At 68.6% G+C, this 16,967-nt stretch carries 14 protein-coding genes; 8 read left to right on the top strand and 6 right to left on the bottom strand.

The window, feature by feature from the left end; translation table 11 throughout:
- Positions 1-13 precede the first annotated feature (13 nt).
- The gene (locus OG963_RS40555; RefSeq protein WP_319740247.1) at positions 14-391 is read right to left on the bottom strand and encodes a tetratricopeptide repeat protein; all 378 of its coding nucleotides are present in this window, start codon (positions 389-391) and stop codon (positions 14-16) included.
- Positions 392-681: 290 nt separating this feature from the next.
- On the opposite strand from OG963_RS40555, the gene OG963_RS40550 reads away from it, so the two are divergent.
- The 4 genes from OG963_RS40550 to OG963_RS40535 all read left to right on the top strand — a co-directional run bounded on the left by OG963_RS40550 (position 682) and on the right by OG963_RS40535 (position 5,184).
- On the top strand, positions 682-1,449 hold the full coding sequence (locus tag OG963_RS40550) for a calcium-binding protein (RefSeq protein WP_371800046.1): 768 nt from the start codon (positions 682-684) through the stop codon (positions 1,447-1,449).
- 546 nt (positions 1,450-1,995) lie between these two features.
- Positions 1,996-2,886 carry an alkaline phosphatase family protein gene (locus OG963_RS40545; RefSeq protein WP_319740245.1) on the top strand — a complete coding sequence of 297 codons (891 nt, stop codon included), beginning with the start codon at positions 1,996-1,998 and terminating at the stop codon, positions 2,884-2,886.
- Position 2,887: 1 nt separating this feature from the next.
- Entirely contained in the window at positions 2,888-4,168 is a 1,281-nt protein-coding gene (locus OG963_RS40540; protein WP_371800045.1) for an MFS transporter, read from the top strand.
- Positions 4,165-5,184 (top strand): TolB-like translocation protein, encoded by a 1,020-nt coding sequence (locus OG963_RS40535; RefSeq protein WP_362278147.1) that lies wholly within the window; start codon positions 4,165-4,167, stop codon positions 5,182-5,184. Before OG963_RS40540 ends, OG963_RS40535 begins: the two co-directional genes overlap by 4 nt.
- Positions 5,185-5,528: 344 nt before the next feature.
- Here the strand turns inward: OG963_RS40535 and OG963_RS40530 are convergent, their stop codons facing one another.
- The 4 genes from OG963_RS40530 to OG963_RS40515 all read right to left on the bottom strand — a co-directional run bounded on the left by OG963_RS40530 (position 5,529) and on the right by OG963_RS40515 (position 10,068).
- Positions 5,529-6,098 (bottom strand): hypothetical protein, encoded by a 570-nt coding sequence (locus tag OG963_RS40530; RefSeq protein WP_093770682.1) that lies wholly within the window; start codon positions 6,096-6,098, stop codon positions 5,529-5,531.
- A gap of 1,369 nt (positions 6,099-7,467) precedes the next feature.
- Complete coding sequence (locus tag OG963_RS40525; RefSeq protein WP_371800044.1) at positions 7,468-7,590, bottom strand: hypothetical protein; 123 nt, start codon at positions 7,588-7,590, stop codon at positions 7,468-7,470.
- Positions 7,591-7,760: 170 nt separating this feature from the next.
- A complete protein-coding gene (locus OG963_RS40520; protein WP_319330875.1) occupies positions 7,761-8,192 on the bottom strand; it encodes a transglycosylase SLT domain-containing protein in 432 nt (143 codons plus the stop codon).
- A gap of 655 nt (positions 8,193-8,847) precedes the next feature.
- A complete protein-coding gene (locus OG963_RS40515; protein WP_371800043.1) occupies positions 8,848-10,068 on the bottom strand; it encodes a cysteine desulfurase-like protein in 1,221 nt (406 codons plus the stop codon).
- 374 nt (positions 10,069-10,442) lie between these two features.
- Here OG963_RS40515 and OG963_RS40510 point away from each other — a divergent pair, with 374 nt between their 5' ends.
- Positions 10,443-12,101 carry an FAD-dependent oxidoreductase gene (locus OG963_RS40510; protein WP_030928891.1) on the top strand — a complete coding sequence of 553 codons (1,659 nt, stop codon included), beginning with the start codon at positions 10,443-10,445 and terminating at the stop codon, positions 12,099-12,101.
- A complete protein-coding gene (locus OG963_RS40505; protein ID WP_362278129.1) occupies positions 12,098-13,531 on the top strand; it encodes an ATP-binding protein in 1,434 nt (477 codons plus the stop codon). The genes OG963_RS40510 and OG963_RS40505 overlap by 4 nt, the downstream gene beginning before the upstream one ends.
- A 470-nt stretch (positions 13,532-14,001) precedes the next feature.
- On the opposite strand, the gene OG963_RS40500 is transcribed toward OG963_RS40505, so the two are convergent.
- Positions 14,002-14,262, bottom strand: a complete 261-nt coding sequence (locus tag OG963_RS40500) for a hypothetical protein (RefSeq protein WP_037823089.1) — start codon at positions 14,260-14,262, stop codon at positions 14,002-14,004.
- A 680-nt stretch (positions 14,263-14,942) separates the two neighbouring features.
- On the opposite strand from OG963_RS40500, the gene OG963_RS40495 reads away from it, so the two are divergent.
- Together OG963_RS40495 and OG963_RS40490 are read left to right on the top strand one after the other, a co-directional pair.
- Positions 14,943-15,488 carry a hypothetical protein gene (locus OG963_RS40495; RefSeq protein ID WP_319740233.1) on the top strand — a complete coding sequence of 182 codons (546 nt, stop codon included), beginning with the start codon at positions 14,943-14,945 and terminating at the stop codon, positions 15,486-15,488.
- A 636-nt stretch (positions 15,489-16,124) separates the two neighbouring features.
- The gene (locus OG963_RS40490) at positions 16,125-16,925 is read left to right on the top strand and encodes a hypothetical protein (protein WP_319740232.1); all 801 of its coding nucleotides are present in this window, start codon (positions 16,125-16,127) and stop codon (positions 16,923-16,925) included.
- The last annotated feature ends 42 nt before the right edge of the window (positions 16,926-16,967 follow it).

Raw genomic sequence — 16,967 nt, 5'->3', positions numbered from 1 at the left:
GCCGGGAGGAGCCTCAACCGGCGAGTCGGAGGGAATTGCGGGGGTGCTTGAGAGCAAGGAGGTCCCGTGCGGTCATCGTGTCCGCGGCCCTCATGTGTGGCGCGGCCTCGGAGCAGCGGTGCTGGCGCTCCAGGACGCGGGCGAGAGCGAGGTGAGCAGAGGGGTGGGCGGGCTCGGCGCGCAGGACGTGCCGAAGCTCCGCCTCGGCCAGGGAAAGCTGCGCCGTGTAGTAGTACGAACGAGCGAGGAGCATCCGGAGGTCCAGGTTGCGGGGAGCCGCGGCAACCAGATCCTTGAGAACCCGGGAAGCCGCGCGGTAACGCTGGGATTCGAAGAGACGGCTCGCGTACTGCCGCCGCTCGTTCCAGCTCACTCCCTGTATGCCGACCATCACGTTCTCCGTTCACTGCACGAGCATGCGTTCCGCGGTGCAGGCACCTGGCGCCACGGGGTTCCGGGGCGCGAGGGCCGATGAGCCCTCTTGGCGTCTGAAACTTCATTGAAGTTTGAATCATTCCCATGTGGTTCCGGCCATCGGGGAGGAAACCCCCGCACATCGGGTTGAACCATGCCGCAGAGCCGCCACGGTCAGGACACCGCAGGCCGTCGTACAACCAACCACGGGCGTCATTGGTCTCTCTCGCGCCCGGACAAGATCCGGCTCATCGTTTTCGGAGAAACATGCGCATTCGTTCCACCAAGGCCGCCGGCGTCGGCGCTCTGGTACTGCTCTCGTTCCTGACGCCGGCCGCACACGCCGACGCCCGGAAGGGCGACACCGCCTTCACGTCGCTGTCCTTCAGCAAGCAGACAGTCAACGCCGGAGTCAGCGCGGCGCAGACGCTGACCGTCACTGCCGTCGCCAAGGACGGGTCCGGGATCAAGGACATCTACGGTTCCAAGCTGGTCAGCGCTGACAGCCGGATCATCCACGCAGGCTCCGCCGACTGCACCAGGCCCACATCCACCACCAGGAAGTGCGTCTTCAAGTTCACCCTCGACGCCAATCGCACCGACTACTACGACCTCAGGAACAGCTCGGCCGGCACGTGGCATTTCACTGCCGAGGCCGCCGCCGATGACGGGGACTTCTACGACCTCGAGGACAGCGCGCCGGTCAAGGTGAAGCGTTACGCCAAGCTCGCCGACACCCAGGCCTCCCCCGAGCCGGTCACCAAGGGCGGCACGCTCACCGTGACCGGGACGCTCACCCGGGCCAACTGGGACACCAACGCCTACGCCGGATACAGCGGCCAGGCCGTGACCCTTCAGTACAAGAAGTCCGGCTCCTCCACCTACACCACGGTCAAGAAGGTGACCACCGACAAGAGCGGCAAGCTCAGGACGACGGTCACCGCGAATTCCGGCGGTACCTGGCGCTGGACATTCGCCGGCACAGGCACCACGAGCACCGCGACCGCTTACGGTGACAGCGTCGCCGTGAAGTAGGGCCTTCCCGCCCGGGCCCTGCCCTTGGAACATCCGCAGGACAGGGCCGCAGGCGCAGAGACACACTGCTTTCGGCCACGGGCCGGGGCGGTAGCACACAACGCTCTGCTCGCAGGGTTCGTCAGCGGCACGTTCGCGGTGTCACATACGAAAGCGGCGTCTCAGCATGACGAGCTGGGAGTTCTCATCGCCCGATCGCGACGGTCCCGAGACCTCGCCGCCGGTACGAGGCCTGCGACCCGATACGGAGCCGCCCCGGCCGGTCGGCCTGCGGACGGACGGCACCGCCGCCCGACAAGTGCTCCGCTCGGCATTGCGCAGGGCGCGGGAATTCCCGGGAGCGCACACGGACCACGCCCCTCATCCTCACCTGTGCCTCCGCGTACGCGGCGGACGTAAGGGACCGAGGTCACCGGCGGGCAATCGGTGCAGGAGATCGTTCACCCGATCTTCATGCCCCTTGTGCGATGCGGTACGCGGGATACATCTTGGCGTGAGCATGCTCTGTCTGCACCGCCCCCGCCACTCCCCCACCGGAGGTTCCCAGTGCCTGGCAGATCCGTGTTCGACCGCAGTCGCACCGCCCTCACGTGTGCCCTGACCCTCACCGCTGCCGCCGTCGTCGGCCTGTGGACCGGCATCGGCGGCTCCTCGTCCGCCCAGGCCGCGGCCGGTGTGCCAACTCCCGACCACGTGATCGTCGTGGTCTTCGAGAACCACGGCTACAGCCAGGTCATCGGCTCCTCAAGCGCCCCGTACATCAACTCGCTGAAGAGCGGCGGCGCCAACCTGAGCGCCTCGTACGCCGAGACGCACCCCAGCCAGCCCAACTACTTCGCCCTGTTCTCCGGCTCCACGCAGGGCATCACCGACGACAGCTGCTACACCCCCGGCTTCTCCAGCAAGCCCAACCTCGCATCCGAGCTGATCGCCGCGGGCAAGACCTGGGCGAGCTACAACGAGACGCTTCCCAGCCAGGGTTCGACCACGTGCAGCAGCGGCAGCTACGCCCGCAAGCACAACCCGTGGTTCGGCTTCAGCAACGTCCCCACCTCGTCCGCGTACACCTTCCAGCAGTTCCCCACCGACTACACGAAACTGCCGCAGGTCTCCTTCGTCGTCCCGAACCTGTGCAGCGACATGCACGACTGCTCGGTCTCGACCGGTGACACCTGGCTGAAGAACAACCTCGGCGCCTACGCAACCTGGGCGAAGACCCACAACAGCCTCCTCGTCGTCACCTTCGACGAGGACAACCGGCTCAGCGGCAACCGCATCCCCACAGTGCTCTACGGCCAGCAGGTGACCCCGGGCGCCACGTCCTCCACCACGTACAACCACTACGACCTGCTGCGCACGCTCGAGGACATGCACGGCCTCGGCCATGCGGGCAACGCGGCGTCCGCCAAGGACATCACCGGGGTCTGGGTGTCCTGACATGTACGTAGCGGACAGCCGCGCCGCCCGCGCGGGGTCCGCCGAGCGCGCCGCCGGGCCGGGCACTGCCCCGGCCCGGCGGCGCGTGGCGGTCGCCCCCACGGTGCTGGCGCTCGGCACGGTCAGTCTGATCACCGACGTGTCATCGGAGATGGTGACGGCGGTCCTACCGCTCTACCTCGTGGCGGGGCTCGGCCTGAGCCCGCTCGGCTTCGGGCTCCTGGACGGCGTCTACAACGGCTTCTCGGCCCTGGTGCGGCTGGTCGGCGGCCACTTCGCGGACCGGGGCGGCGGGCGCCACAAGCCCGTCGCGATCATCGGCTACGGCCTCTCGGCGCTGTGCAAACCCCTCCTCCTCATCGCCCACACCCTCACGCCCATAGGCCTCGTCCTCGCGGCCGACCGCACCGGCAAGGGCCTGCGCACCGCGCCGCGCGACGCTCTGATCTCGTTGTCATCACCACCCGAGGCCCGCGGCCGTGCCTTCGGTGTCCACCGCGCGATGGACACCGCGGGCGCCCTGCTCGGTCCGCTCGCGGCCTTCTTGATCCTGCGGGCCACGGTCGACGGCTACGACGCGGTGTTCACGGTGAGCTTCTGCGTCGCGTTGGTCGGCGTGCTGGTGCTGGTCCTCTTCGTGCCGGGCGGTGCCGCCGCACGCCGTACCGACCGGGCGGCCCAACGGCCCCGCACCACGCTCCGAGCCGCCCTCGCCCTCCTGCGGCAGCCCGGCATCCGCCGTATCTGCATCTGCGCCCTGCTGCTCGGCCTTGCGACCGTCAGCGACTCGTTCGTCTACCTGCTGCTCCAGCACCGTCTCGGCGTGCCCGACCGCTGGTTCGCGCTGCTGCCGATCGGGACCGCGGCGGCCTTCCTGCTGCTCGCTCTGCCACTGGGGCGGCTCGCGGATCGGGTGGGCCCCTGGCGGGTGTTCCTCGCCGGCCACGGGGCACTGCTCGGCGCGTACGGACTGCTGCTCTCGTCCTGGCACGGTACGGCGCTCCCGTACGTCGTGCTCGTCCTGCACGGTTCGTTCTACGCGGCCACGGACGGCATTCTGATGGCGGCGGCGTCGGAGAGCGTGCCCGAGGAGCTGCGTTCGTCGGGGCTCGCCCTGGTGCAGACCGGACAGGCCGTCGCCCGGTTCGTCTGCTCGCTGGCCTTCGGCGCCGCGTGGACGGCGTGGGGCGACCGCACGGCGCTGCTGGCGGCCGCGGTGGCGCTCGCCGTGTGCTCCGTCTTCTCGTTCCGTCTCGGCCCGACCACAAAGGTTTCCGTATGACGAACACCCGTACCAAGCTGCTCGTCCTCGTCTGTGCGGTCACCCTGCTCGCGGCGGTCGCCACGACCTCCGTGCTGCACGCCGCCGCGCGCTCAGAACGGCGTGACGTGGCTCGTCCGGGCGGCCCGACGGTCGCCGCGGGCCGGGTCACGCTCACCGACAAGCGGCGGATCGTGTTCCGGAACATGGCGTGGGGGCCGCACCGCGACGAGCTGACGACGGTCCCGGCGGCGGCGCCCACGGGTGCGCGCACGGCGTCGGGCGTCAAGTGTCTGCGTTTCTACGCGGCTTCGGGCACCGGAGTCTGCCTCCAAGCCGTGCACGGGGCGATGCAGGACAGCTACCGGGCCACGATCCTGGACTCACGCCTCAGGGAGCGGGCGCATTACTCGATCCCCGGCATTCCGTCCCGCGCCCGGGTCTCCCCCAGCGGGCGGCTGGCGGCCTGGACGGTCTTCGTAGGCGGCGACAGCTACGCCGGCACGAACTTCTCCACTCGTGCGGCAATCCTCGACACCCGCACCGGCAAGCTCACTCCGACGCTGGAGGGCTTCGCGATACGCAAGAACGGTCACCGCTACCGCGCCGCGGACGTCAACTTCTGGGGCGTCACCTTCGCGGCCGACGACCGGCACTTCTACGCGACGCTCGCCACCAAGGGCAGCACGTATCTGGTACGGGGCGACCTTCGCACCCGCACGCTCACCACGCTGCGGCCGAACGTGGAGTGTCCCTCCCTCTCACCCGACGGCACCCGCATCGCCTACAAGAGCCGCGACAAGGGCCTGCCCGCCGACGCCCCGTGGCGACTGCACGTCTTGAACCTGCGCACGCTCAGGGACCATCCTGTGGCCGAAACCCGCAGCGTCGACGACCAGGCCGTCTGGCAGGACGACACCACCCTCGCGTACGCACTCCCGGGCGACTACGGGGCAGACCTCTACGCCGTGGCGGCCGCCGGCGGAGGCGCACCGCACCGCGTCCTGACGGCAGCGGTGTCCCCGGCGTACCTGTGAGCGAATGACATCGTGTCAGCACCTCCGTGCACCGTTGGGCGCACCTCCCCGGGTCGTGTCCGGTCACGGGTGCTCCGGCGGGCCGCGTGCGCATTTCGTCACGCGTTCGGCGGTTCCTTTGTACGCGTGCCGTCATGTACGGGTTCGGGTTCGAGCCCGCCGTCCGCGACACGCTTATGCTCAGTTGACGCTCGAAGTGGCATAGGTGATGTATAGGAGACACCGGGCCCGGGCCGCACGTGAATGTGGCCCCCGGAGGAGGCAACCGCCGAGAAGCTCCCCACGCCGGAAACCCCGGCCCGATTCCGACGGGCCGGGGTTTCCGTGTTGTGCGGGTGGAGCTGTTACCACTTGTTGCCGTAGCCGTAGTGGTCCCTGACCACGCGGAAGCTGCCCACGACGCCGTTGCGGACCTTCACGCCACCGCGGACCTGGCGGGTGAAGACACCGTTGCTCGTGCTCCAGGGGCCGACAGTCGCGACCGGGGAACCGTTGTCGCAGGTCGCCCCACGGAAGAGCTCCAGAGTCCGGTGGCTGTCGTTACGGACGTTGAAGCTCCGCGAGCCCAGCCCGCTGACCACAGTGATGCAGCCCTCCTCCGAACGGGCGGAGTAGGAACGCTCGTTGATGAAGATCCGGCCTTCGTACTTGTAGCCGTGGCCACCACCGTAGCCACCGCCACCCCCGTAGCCGCCTCCTTCATTGCCCTTCCCGCCCACGTTCCCGCCTTCGTTCCCGCCCTCGCCACCGAGCGGAGCCGCCGCAGGAGCACCCTGCTGGACGGCAGGCGCGGCCTGCTGGACGGACGGGGCAGCCTGGGGGGAACCGGCAGCCGAGGCATAGGTGATACCAGTAGTGGCGAGGACCGCGGCGCCCACAGCGGCGGCGGTCACGGCGACGGTACGCGTCGTCATGTCATTCTCCCTTGTCTCTGAGGGTCGGCCGGGCAACCGGCCTGAATTAAAAGTACTTATGGGGTCTTTACCTGTCATATCGGATACGTCGAGAGCGTGACGCCAGGGGGCCGAACGGGCGTACAAACAGGCGCGATCGCACACGCGTCGCGGGCCTGACGATCCGCCAGCAGGCAGGGAAACAGACCCACTTGGGAGGCAATTAGGCCTTCTGAGCGACTTCATGACACCCACTCACCCTCCCGGTCCCCGAATGGCCGTCATGAGCACCCGACCGCACCGGCCGATCACACCGCCGTTCGCGCACCAAGAGAGCGCCGGCATGCCACGCAGGCCTCGCGGGCACCGCCACGCCCCACGCGGTCGACGGAACCCCCGTCAGACCGACCTGGTGGCGCGGCTTCGACCGAGGCATCGGTGAAGCATCCCGGGGATCCATCGCACGTAAGGGGTTGCTTCACTTCGAGGAAGCGTGTCCCTTATGCCCCCTATGCACCGATGTGCTAGACAACTTCATTAATCCGGTGCCCCACGCCGGACCCGCGGGACGGCCCTGACATCACACCGATGACGACGTCAGGGCCGTCACCATCCGGCGACGCGCCGACACGGCGGTATGACTCAGCAGAAACGGCGCATACCCATGGGAGCCGTGCGGGGTCGGTTCCGGTCGGCATGCGGGAGGCGTCCAGGGCGTAAACGGTCCCCAGGAGCCGGCGATGCGCCTTCGAGTGGAGCGCCCGGCCGGCGGGGAGTGGAAAGCCGCACGACGGTCCCGGCCGACGCGGGTCACGATCCTCAGGCGCGATGACGCGAAGCAACCACGGTGGATCCACGTCCGGCGAGTGCGGCCATCATTCCCGCAGCTCTTGCCTGGCACGTGGTGGGCGGCCCGGACAAGTTGCGCACCTGGGCGCTCGCCTGGGACGGCGGCGACCGCTACGCAGGCCTCCTCCAGCTCGGACTGCTCGACGACCTCTTCGTGCTCGCCGGACTCTGCTACGACGGCGGGGTGATCGCCGGAGCGGTGGCGCGCCGAAGCGACCGGTCGGTGGGAGATTCCGACGTCTTCGCACCGGACGAGGGCACGGAAGCCGCTTGGCCGCGCGTGAAAGACGCAGGGCCGGTGGTCGGCCATGAGCGCGGTGATGGCCCGGCGGCCGCGGTCCGCCATCACTTCGAGCCGGTCGGACCGCTGCGGATCCGGGTGCACGGCCGGCAGCTGTCCCGTAGCCCTTGGAGGTCTCACGACACAGTGCGGCGTCGGATGCGGTGCATCGCAAGGCGGGCGTCGTCGCACCGGGCGCATTCCGGCGTTCCGACGACGCAGCGAGGTGCTCTAGCTGTCGTCGCGCGCCCGCCAGGGATTTCAGCGGGGCCGTGCCGACCGGCCGGCCGGGGAATCGTCCGCGTCGTATGTCGTGCCGACCGGCGCCCCGGAATCGTCCGCGTCGTACGTCGTGCCGACCGGTGCCGCTTCGACCGCAGCCACGGGGTGGGGGTACGCCACGGGTGGGGGCGTGCCGTCGGTGGCTGTGGGAGCGGCGGTCGTGGGCAGGCCGGTCGTGGGGACGCGGCCTGCGGTTCTGCGCCCGGTGGTTCTGTGCGGGGTGCTGGTCGCCCGGGACGTGCTGGGCGACCGGGGTGGCTCGTCGGGCCGGATCAGTAGGCCGAGTTGACGTTGTCGATCGAGCCGTAGCGGTGCGCGGCGTAGTTGGCGGAGGCCGTGATGTTGGCGACCGGGTCGTAGATGTTCGTCGAGGTGCCGGCGACGTGGTACGCGTTGAAGGTGGGGTCGATGACCTGCATCAGGCCCTTGGAGGGGATGCCCTTCATGGCGTTGGAGTCCCAGTTGTTGATGGCCTGGGGGTTGCCCGAGGACTCACGCATCAGGTTCTTGCGGATGCCCTCGTAGGTGCCCGGGATGCCCTTGGCGTGCATGACCTTCAGCGACTCCTTGATCCAGGCGTCGACGTTGCCGCCGGACTGGGCGGGAGTGGCGGCCGAGGCGGCCGGGGCGCTGACGACGGTACCGGCCACGACGGCGGCACCGGCCGCGACCATGCCCAGCGAGATCTTCTTGGTCTTGGTCATGCGAGCGAACTTCTTAGGCATCGTGGTGATCCGCACGTGGTAATTCCTGTTCTGTCGGGGGGTGATGCCAAGAATTGTTAAGGGAGGTGGAAACCTGGGTCAATGCCCACTTTTTACTACCGGCATTCGTACCGAGTTCTGAAAATGGTCGGGGAAGCGTCTTCGGGGCCTGCGAGCGGGGCGCAGTGGCCTACTATTCGGTTTCGGAGTGGCGCCCGTCACGTGGTCCACCCCACACGGCAAATGCCTCAAATCGGCGCAAGAGTGACGCAGGTCATGTGGCCTGTGTCATATCGGAATCGCTTTATTCGCTCGCCGTAATGCCGGATAAGCGTTCCGTATCGGCGGTGAGGACGGTCGGTTATTCGCGCGAATCGGCGGGAATCCCGGCCTCTGGTCGTGCGTGACCGATGCGGCGGCGCACGCCACGCGGTCGGTACAAAAAACTGATTCGGCGCCGCGCGTCGTGCGCATGGGTGGACCGGAGACGGCCGGGGACACCGAGCGGGAGTGACACATGGGCGCGCATCGGTGCGCCGCCGCTGGGCTTCGGGGGGGCTGCCATGTCCCCGAGCCCGTACGCGGTCACACGACTGATCGGCCCCCTACCGCGCGCCCCGTATTGCGGACCTGTTCATCCTCGGGCGCCACCGGGTCAGCCCGTGACGGGCGGGGTGCCGAGGAAGCCGGACAGCGCGTCCAGCAACCGGTCGACGTCCTCGTCGCTGCTGTACGGGGCCAGGCCGATCCGCAGCCCGCCCTCGTCGCCCAGTCCGAGCCTGCGGGAGGCCTCCAGTGCGTAGAAGGACCCGGCCGGAGCGTCGACACCGTGCTCCGCCAGGTACTGCGAGGCGGCGGTCGCGCTGTGGTCCGCCAGGGTGAGCAGCAGGGTCGGGGTGCGACGGGCGGCCCGGGAGTGCACGGTGACGCCGCCGAGCGCGGCCAGCCCCTGTTCGATGCGGGCCCGCAGAGCGTCCTCGTGGGCCTCGATCGCCGCGAAGGCGGCGATCAGCCGTTCCCGGCGGGTGCCGTCGGCCCCTGGGGCGAGACCGGCGAGGAAGTCCACCGCCGCGTGGGCCCCGGCCAGCAGCTCGTACGGCAGGGTGCCCAGCTCGAAGCGCTCGGGGACCGCGTCGGTCGAGGGCAGCAGCTTGTCCGGCCGTAGCGTCTCCAGCATTTCGGGACGGCCTGCCAGCACGCCCAGGTGCGGGCCGAGGAACTTGTACGGCGAGCAGACCAGGAAGTCCGCGCCCAGGCCGGACAGGTCGACCGCGGCGTGCGAGGCGTAATGCACAGCGTCCACGTGCATCAGGGAACCGGCCCGGTGCACCACGTCGGCGACGGCGGGGATGTCGGGGCGGGTGCCGATGAGGTTCGACGCTGCGGTGACGGCCACGAGACGGGTGTTTCCGGAGAGTACCCCGGCGATGTGCTCGGGCGTCAGCTCGCCGGTGGCCGCGTCGAAGTCTGCCCATCGGACGGTGGCGCCGGCGGCCTCTGCCGCCTGGATCCAGGGACGGATGTTGGCATCGTGATCGAGTCGGCTGACGACCACCTCGTCGCCAGGGCCCCAGTTCTTGGCCAGGGCGCGGGACAAGTCGTAGGTGAGCTGAGTGGCGCTGCGGCCGAACACGATGCCCCGCGGATCCGCGCCCAGCAGGTCGGCCAGTGCGCGGCGGGCGCCGGCCACGATCGTCTCCGCGTTGCGCTCGCCCTCGGTGGTGCGTCCCCGGTTGGCGAGTGGGTTGGCCAGCGCATCCACGAGGGCGTCGATCACCGGTTGCGGCGTCTGGGTGCCGCCGGGAGCGTCGAAGCGGGCAGAGCCGGACTTGAGGGCGGGGATCTGCGCGCGGACCGCGTCGACGTCGAAGGCCATGCGTACTCCTGAGGGCGAGGGCGTGCGGGGCCGCGGGCGGCTCCGGGCGGCAGGTGCCGGGGATCAGCGCCACCGACGCGGGAGCACTGCCCCGCAACCGGCTGCGGTATGCTCCGCGGCCCGCCTGCGGGCTCCAGCGCATTCGCTGGTGGTGATTCAGAATTCCACCACATGGTCGATGCCCGACTCGGAGCGGTACCGGCCGAGGACGTTCCTGCAACCTGCCGGGGCCGTTTCGGGTGGCGTGGCATCGCATGTTCCTCCGGGCCACGCCTATGGATGGAGGGTGCCGGGCGGCCGGACCCGCCGCATCTGCCCGGCGGCCGCGCCGGCTGAGGCCGTCATTTCCTGGCCTTTGCAGCAATGATGGATACATGCCGAACCCGACGATCCTGACTGTCGACGACGATCCGGCAGTCTCCCGGGCGGTCGCCCGCGACATCCGGCGGCAGTACGGCGACCGCTACCGCATCCTGCGCGCACTCTCCGGCCGCGATGCCCTGGAAGCACTGCGTGAGCTCAAGCTCCGTGGCGATCCGCTCGCGCTCATGCTCGCCGACTACCGCATGCCGCAGATGAACGGGATCGAGTTCCTCGAGGCCGCCATGGACCTCTTTCCGCTCGCCCGTCGCGTGCTGCTGACCGCCTACTCGGACACGGAAGCGGCCATCGACGCCATCAACGTCGTGGACCTCGATCACTATCTCCTCAAGCCCTGGAGCCCGCCGGAAGAGCATCTGTATCCCGTGATCGACACGCTGCTGGACCTGTGGCACGCCACGCCTGATCCAGGAGACATGGAGACCCGCGTGGTCGGGCACCGTTGGTCCGCTCCCTCCTTCACGGTCCGCGACTTCCTCACCCGCAATCTCGTCCCCTATCGGTGGTTGTTGTCCGACGATCCGGAGGGAGAGCGCCTACTGACTGCCGCGGGCCTCTCCGCGGCCGATGTACCGCTGGTTGTCACCCCGGACGGAAAGACGCTGGTCTCCCCCACCGAGCGGGAGCTCGCCGCGCAGGTCGGACTCAGTACCGTCCCGGCCTCGGATTTCTACGACCTGGTGGTGGTCGGTGGAGGGCCGGCCGGCCTGGGAGCCGCTGTCTACGGCGCTTCGGAGGGACTGCGTACGGTGCTGGTGGAGCAGCAGGCGACCGGCGGTCAGGCCGGTCAGAGCAGCCGTATCGAGAACTACCTCGGCTTCCCCGACGGCGTCTCCGGTTCCCAGCTGACCGAGCGGGCCCGCCGCCAGGCGCTGAAGTTCGGGGCGGAGATCCTCAGCGCGCAGCAGGCTGTCGCACTGGAGGTGGCGGGATCGGGCCGGGTGCTGCGCCTGGGTCCGGAGAGCACCATCGCCGCGCACGCCGTGGTCCTCGCCACCGGGGTGTCCTACCGGCGGCTGGCCGCCGTCGGGCTGGAGGAGTTCACGGGAGCGGGCGTCTTCTACGGGTCCGCCGTCACCGAGGCGCCCAGCTGCTCCGGGGAGGACGTGTACATCGTCGGCGGCGCCAACTCCGCAGGTCAGGCGGCTGTCTATTTCTCACGCTACGCACAGCGCGTTCACGTTCTCATCCGCCAAGGCGACCTGAGCCGTTCGATGTCCAGCTACCTGATCGACCAGATCAACTGCATCTCCAACATCGACATCCACCCGTGGACCGAGGTGGTCGGCGCGGAGGGCGAAGGACACCTGCAGCAGCTGTCCCTCCGTGAGAGCCGGTCCGGCGCCGTGCGCACCGTTCCCGCGTCGTGGCTGTTCATCTTCATCGGGGCCGAGCCGCATACGGAGTGGCTGGCGGGGGTGGTCACCCGTGATGAGCGGGGATTCGTGGTGACCGGCCCCGACCTGGTGGCCGGAGGGGAGCGGCCGGCCGGGTGGCGGCTGCCGAGGGATCCGTACCACCTGGAGTCGAGCGTGCCCGGTGTCTTCGCCGCGGGGGATGTGCGCTCCTCCTCGGTCAAACGTGTCGCGTCGGCCGTCGGCGAGGGAGCCATGGCCGTCGCGCTGGTGCATCGCTATCTGGAGGCGCAGTGACCACGTCAGCACATCTGTCACCGGCACAGTTGCGGACTCTGTTCCTGTTCGAGGAGCTCAGCGACGAGCAGCTCGACTGGCTGGCGGAGCGCGGCCGTGCGGAGCAACGGCCTGCCGGGAGCGTGGTGTACACGGAGGGCGAGCGGGCCACATGCTTCTTCGTGCTGCTCAGCGGAGCGATCGCGCTCAGCCGTGTGCTGCACGGCGACGAGGTGGAGGTCATCCGCACCGATCAACGCGGTGTCTACAGCGGGGCGAGTCGCGCATACCTCGGGGACCGCGTCGAGCAGCGGTATCCCCACACCATGCGGGCTGTCACCGATGCCGAGTTCTTCGTACTGCCTGCCGATGATTTCGCGACCGCGATCAGCACATGGTTCCCGATGGCACTTCACCTGCTGGAGGGCTTGTTCTTCGGTTCGCGTGCGACCAATGCCATCGTCAATGAGCGCGAGCGGCTGCTGGCTCTGGCGTCTCTGTCGGCAGGACTCACACATGAGCTGAACAATCCTGCGGCAGCCGCCGTACGGGCCACCGCGGCTCTGCGGGAGCGAGTGACCGCTATGCGTCACAAGCTCGCCATGATCGCTGACGGCCGCCTGGACGGAAGCGAGCTGCATCGTCTAGTGGAGCTGCAGGACGACGCGGTTCGACAGGCCGCCGCGGCTTCCGGTCTGCCGGCGCTGGCCGCCGCGGACGCGGAGGACACGGTCGGCGACTGGCTAGAGGAGCACGGGGTCACGGAGGCGTGGGAGCTCGCGCCGACGCTGGTCGCCGCGGAAATCAGTGTGCCGTGGCTGACCTCGGTGGCCGACACCATCGGCGAGGACAATCTCGGCTCCACGGTGAGGTGGCTGGCATACACCATCGACGCGGAACTTCTGATGGGTGAGATCGATGACGCCGTGACGCGCATCTCCGGACTGGTCGGCGCCGCACAGCAGTACGCGCAGCTCGACCGGGCGCCGCAACAGACCGTGGATGTGCACACGTTGCTCGATGCCACATTGACGATGCTGCGGGCGAAGATTCCGGCCGGTGTCGAGGTGGTCAAGGACTACGACCGAGAACTACCGCCGATCCTGGCCTTCGGAGCCGAGCTGAATCAGGTGTGGACCAACCTGATCATCAACGCCGTCGACGCCATGCCTGCCGGGGGTACGCTGACGATCCGGACGTGGCGGGAGGATGCCCACCTGCTCGTGGAGGTGGGCGACACCGGCACAGGGATTCCGTCCGACATCAGACCCCGGATCTTCGAGCCCTTCTTCACCACCAAACCGGTCGGTGAGGGCACTGGGCTGGGGCTGGACATCACCTACCGCATCGTGGTCAACAAACATCACGGGGACATCCGGGTCTCCTCACAGCCGGGCGACACTCGCTTTCTGGTCTGTCTGCCCATCGAACCGCAGGACGAGGGGCCCTGACGGCGTCGCAGGTGGCAGCCTGCCCGCTTTCGGCCAGGTATCCACGCAGCTCCCTGCACTGCGGGACGGAACAGCGCGGGCCGGCTGCTGTGCCGGGCGCCGTCGGGCCGGAATCTGCCCTGGCGCCGGTCGGGGACGCCGCCGGTGTGGTCCGTCTTGCCAGTTCGCGCGAGGCGGCGGGCGCGCGACGGGCTTCGACGACACCGATCCGGGCCGCGGCACCGTGACCCGGCCGACGACGGTCCGTCAGCCGTAGGCGGAGATGGGCCGGATGGCCGTCTCACGGCTGATGCGGGCTGCTGGAGCGCCACAATGTGAGCACTGGGCCATGGAGCTCGCCACCCATCTCGTACTGCGTGATTCGACGGGGCCCGCGTCGCGCGTCCGACCTCTGCCACGGCCTGCTGCCGGGTCCGGCTGCCTCGATGAGACGAACGACGGAGCCGGGCCGTGGCCCAGGGCCTGCCGGGTCAGATGAGTGCGGCACGCACGTCGGCGAGCGCCTCGTCGAGGGTGGTCGCAACGTTCTCGTGACCGCTGAAGCCGTCGTCCTCACCCGGGTCGACGGTCCAGCCCCAGCCGCTTTCGGGGTGCCCGTCGATGGTTGCCGCGTGCTTGCCCTTGGTGATGGTGATGGAGAGGTTTCCGCCGGGGAAGGTCTCCACCTCGACGTGTGCCGTGTCGCCGAACGCGTGAAGGATGGCGTCGCGGGCTTCCTGCTCGGTGGTCATGGGCTGCTCCTGATGGACGGTGACGACGACGGTGCGGCCGTCCGAAGGTGAGGATGAGGGTGCCGACGGGTGCGGTGGGGCCGAAGCGTACCGAGCCGGCGACCTCTCGGCGGGCGCAAGAGCAACTCGATCACATCCCCCACGTTGTCACTTGCTTCGCAGGGCCGCTCCGCGCGTCACTCCAGTACCCGCGCGACGTGCGCGACCTGACACCGAGTGGGAACCAATCACTCCATTGATCCTCCTGTTGGCGGCGCGCGTGGAATACCCCCGCCGGGCAGCGCCAGGGGTACGTCGTCATCGACGGATGTGGACTCAACTCGCCCGCCCGGACTTCCGCACGCTGGACCCCTACGTACAACGATGAGTTCAACGACCGGGCCGGGCCGGACGCCGCTGCCCGGTGTCGAGGACGAGCAGCGGCGTCTTCGTGACGGTGCGGCCGGGGGTATGCGACAGGCCGGCCGCAGCAGTCAAGGCGGGCCGATATGGGGGTCGATGACGGCTCCTCAGGACGGTGCGGGTGTGCGTCCGCACCGTTCCGGGATCGGCGGCATGCTGCCAGTTGAGTGACAGAATTCATATTTCCGGCATGTCGGATTTGGCAGATAAACAGACTATCCGTACTTTCATTCACAGGTCGGCATCCCAGCCGACGTCTCTGAGAAGAAAGAAGTGACATGACCACGCGTACCGTCGCAGTGACCGCCGCTGTAGTTGGCGCCGCGGTTCTCGCTACAACTGGTATCACCTACGCATCGGCTGCCGGCTCCACCCAGGCGGCTCCGTCCATCCAGGCTCCTGCCGCGGCCCCCTTCGGCGGTGACGGTGGAACCGCTGGAACGGCGAAGGGGAACGAAGGCAAGGGCAACGAGGGCGGCTACGGCGGCGGCGGCGGCTACGGCGGCGGCCGCGGCGGCCACTACTACGAGGGAAGGATCCACTTCAACGAGCGGACGTACTCCGGCCGCCCGGACGGCTGCATCACTGTGGTCAGCGGGCTGGGCTCGCGGAGCTTCAACGTCCGCAACGACAGCCGTCACACGGTCGAGGTCTTCCGCGGGGCGACCTGCGACAACGGTTCCCCGGTCGCGACTGTCGGCCCCTGGAGCACCAGCAACGGCGTCTTCACCCGCCAGATCCGCGGTGGCGTGAAGGTCCGCAACGGCGTCGTGGGCAGCTTCCGCGTGGTCAGGGACCACTACGGCTACGGCAACAAGTGGTAACAGCTCCATCCGCACAACACGGAAACCCCGGCCCGTCGGAATCGGGCCGGGGTTTCCGGCGTGGGGAGCTTCTCGGCGGTTGCCTCCTCCGGGGGCCACATTCACGTGCGGCCCGGGCCCGGTGTCTCCTATACATCACCTATGCCACTTCGAGCGTCAACTGAGCATAAGCGTGTCGCGGACGGCGGGCTCGAACCCGAACCCGTACATGACGGCACGCGTACAAAGGAACCGCCGAACGCGTGACGAAATGCGCACGCGGCCCGCCGGAGCACCCGTGACCGGACACGACCCGGTGGGGGCGACCGTCCCCGGCAGCTACCGCAGTCTGCGAGCGCCCGTCACGGATTCGGATGACGAGCGGCTCGACCACCGACGGAGCAGCCGAAACACCCCCTACTACTCCACCCAGGTTATTAAACCGACTGTATGTGCGTTGATGTCTGGAACTACGAGCCGGGGATGTCACTGTTCAACCACCGCCCTCCGATCGTGAGAGGTGTCATGAAACTCCTGTCCAAGATTTTCAGAGGGTCGAAGAACCCGGCTGACGCAGAAATGTCGCAGCGGCTCGAGGAAAGCATCGAAAGTGCCGGCTACTGGGCGAACAGAATGCCGAGGGAAGCGGCTCGGCTGGTGCAGAAAGTCCGTCTGTACACCTCCACCGCCGCAGCACTGAGCCTTATCACGGGGCTCCTGGCCTGGCCCGTCATCGGAGAGTCCTCGCACCTCACTGCCCAGGTGCTCATCTCGGTGTTGTCGGGTGTCGCCGCGTTGACGATCGTCGCCCCTCATGCCATCGGCCTGAGCGATCGCGGGGACGAATCCATCAAGCTGTGCAGCACATACGGGGCGATGTACCGCGAACTTCTGGAGGCAAAGGAACAGCTCGCCACCGGATCCTTGAAGGACCCGTCCCAAGTAGCGGACATCATCTGCCAGTTCGAGCGCATCCAGGAGCGGAGGGATGCCCTGGCGCTTCCGGTCGGAGACGGGCACACGGACCACGCGTACGCCCTGGAGCGGATCAAGGAAATCGGGCGACGTGGCTGGAGCGTTCCGGGCGGATTGCGAGAGATCGCACGGCCGTTGCTGCCGTCGGTGAGGACGCGCCCGCAGGTCTCCCGGACATCGACCGTCGATGACGAGGCCGTCATCGCCGCGCTCATCTACGTGCTGAAGAGCGGGGGCGCGGCACAGCAGATGCCGCCCTACTCCGAGGTTCCGACGTCCAACGTGCACCGTCCGCCGCTCCCGGTCCGGCCCCGCACCGAGGTGCGCGGGGAGAATTCACCGGGCGAAGCCGGACGCAACAGCCGACCGGGGTCCGCCGATCCTTCACCGCTGGTCATCGATTCGACCCACGTACGGGCCACGGAGACGGCGAAGCCGCACATCGGAGCCCCGCATTCCGAGACAGGTCTCCCCACCCTCTGACTCTGATGCAGCTCGCACGGTCACGTCGCAGCCATCCGAAAA

The organism is Streptomyces sp. NBC_01707 (genome assembly GCF_041438805.1).
Classification (GTDB): Bacteria; Actinomycetota; Actinomycetes; order Streptomycetales; family Streptomycetaceae; genus Streptomyces.
The sequence above is the reverse complement of the archived record's forward strand: the minus strand, read 5'-3'. Positions and strand labels throughout refer to the sequence as shown.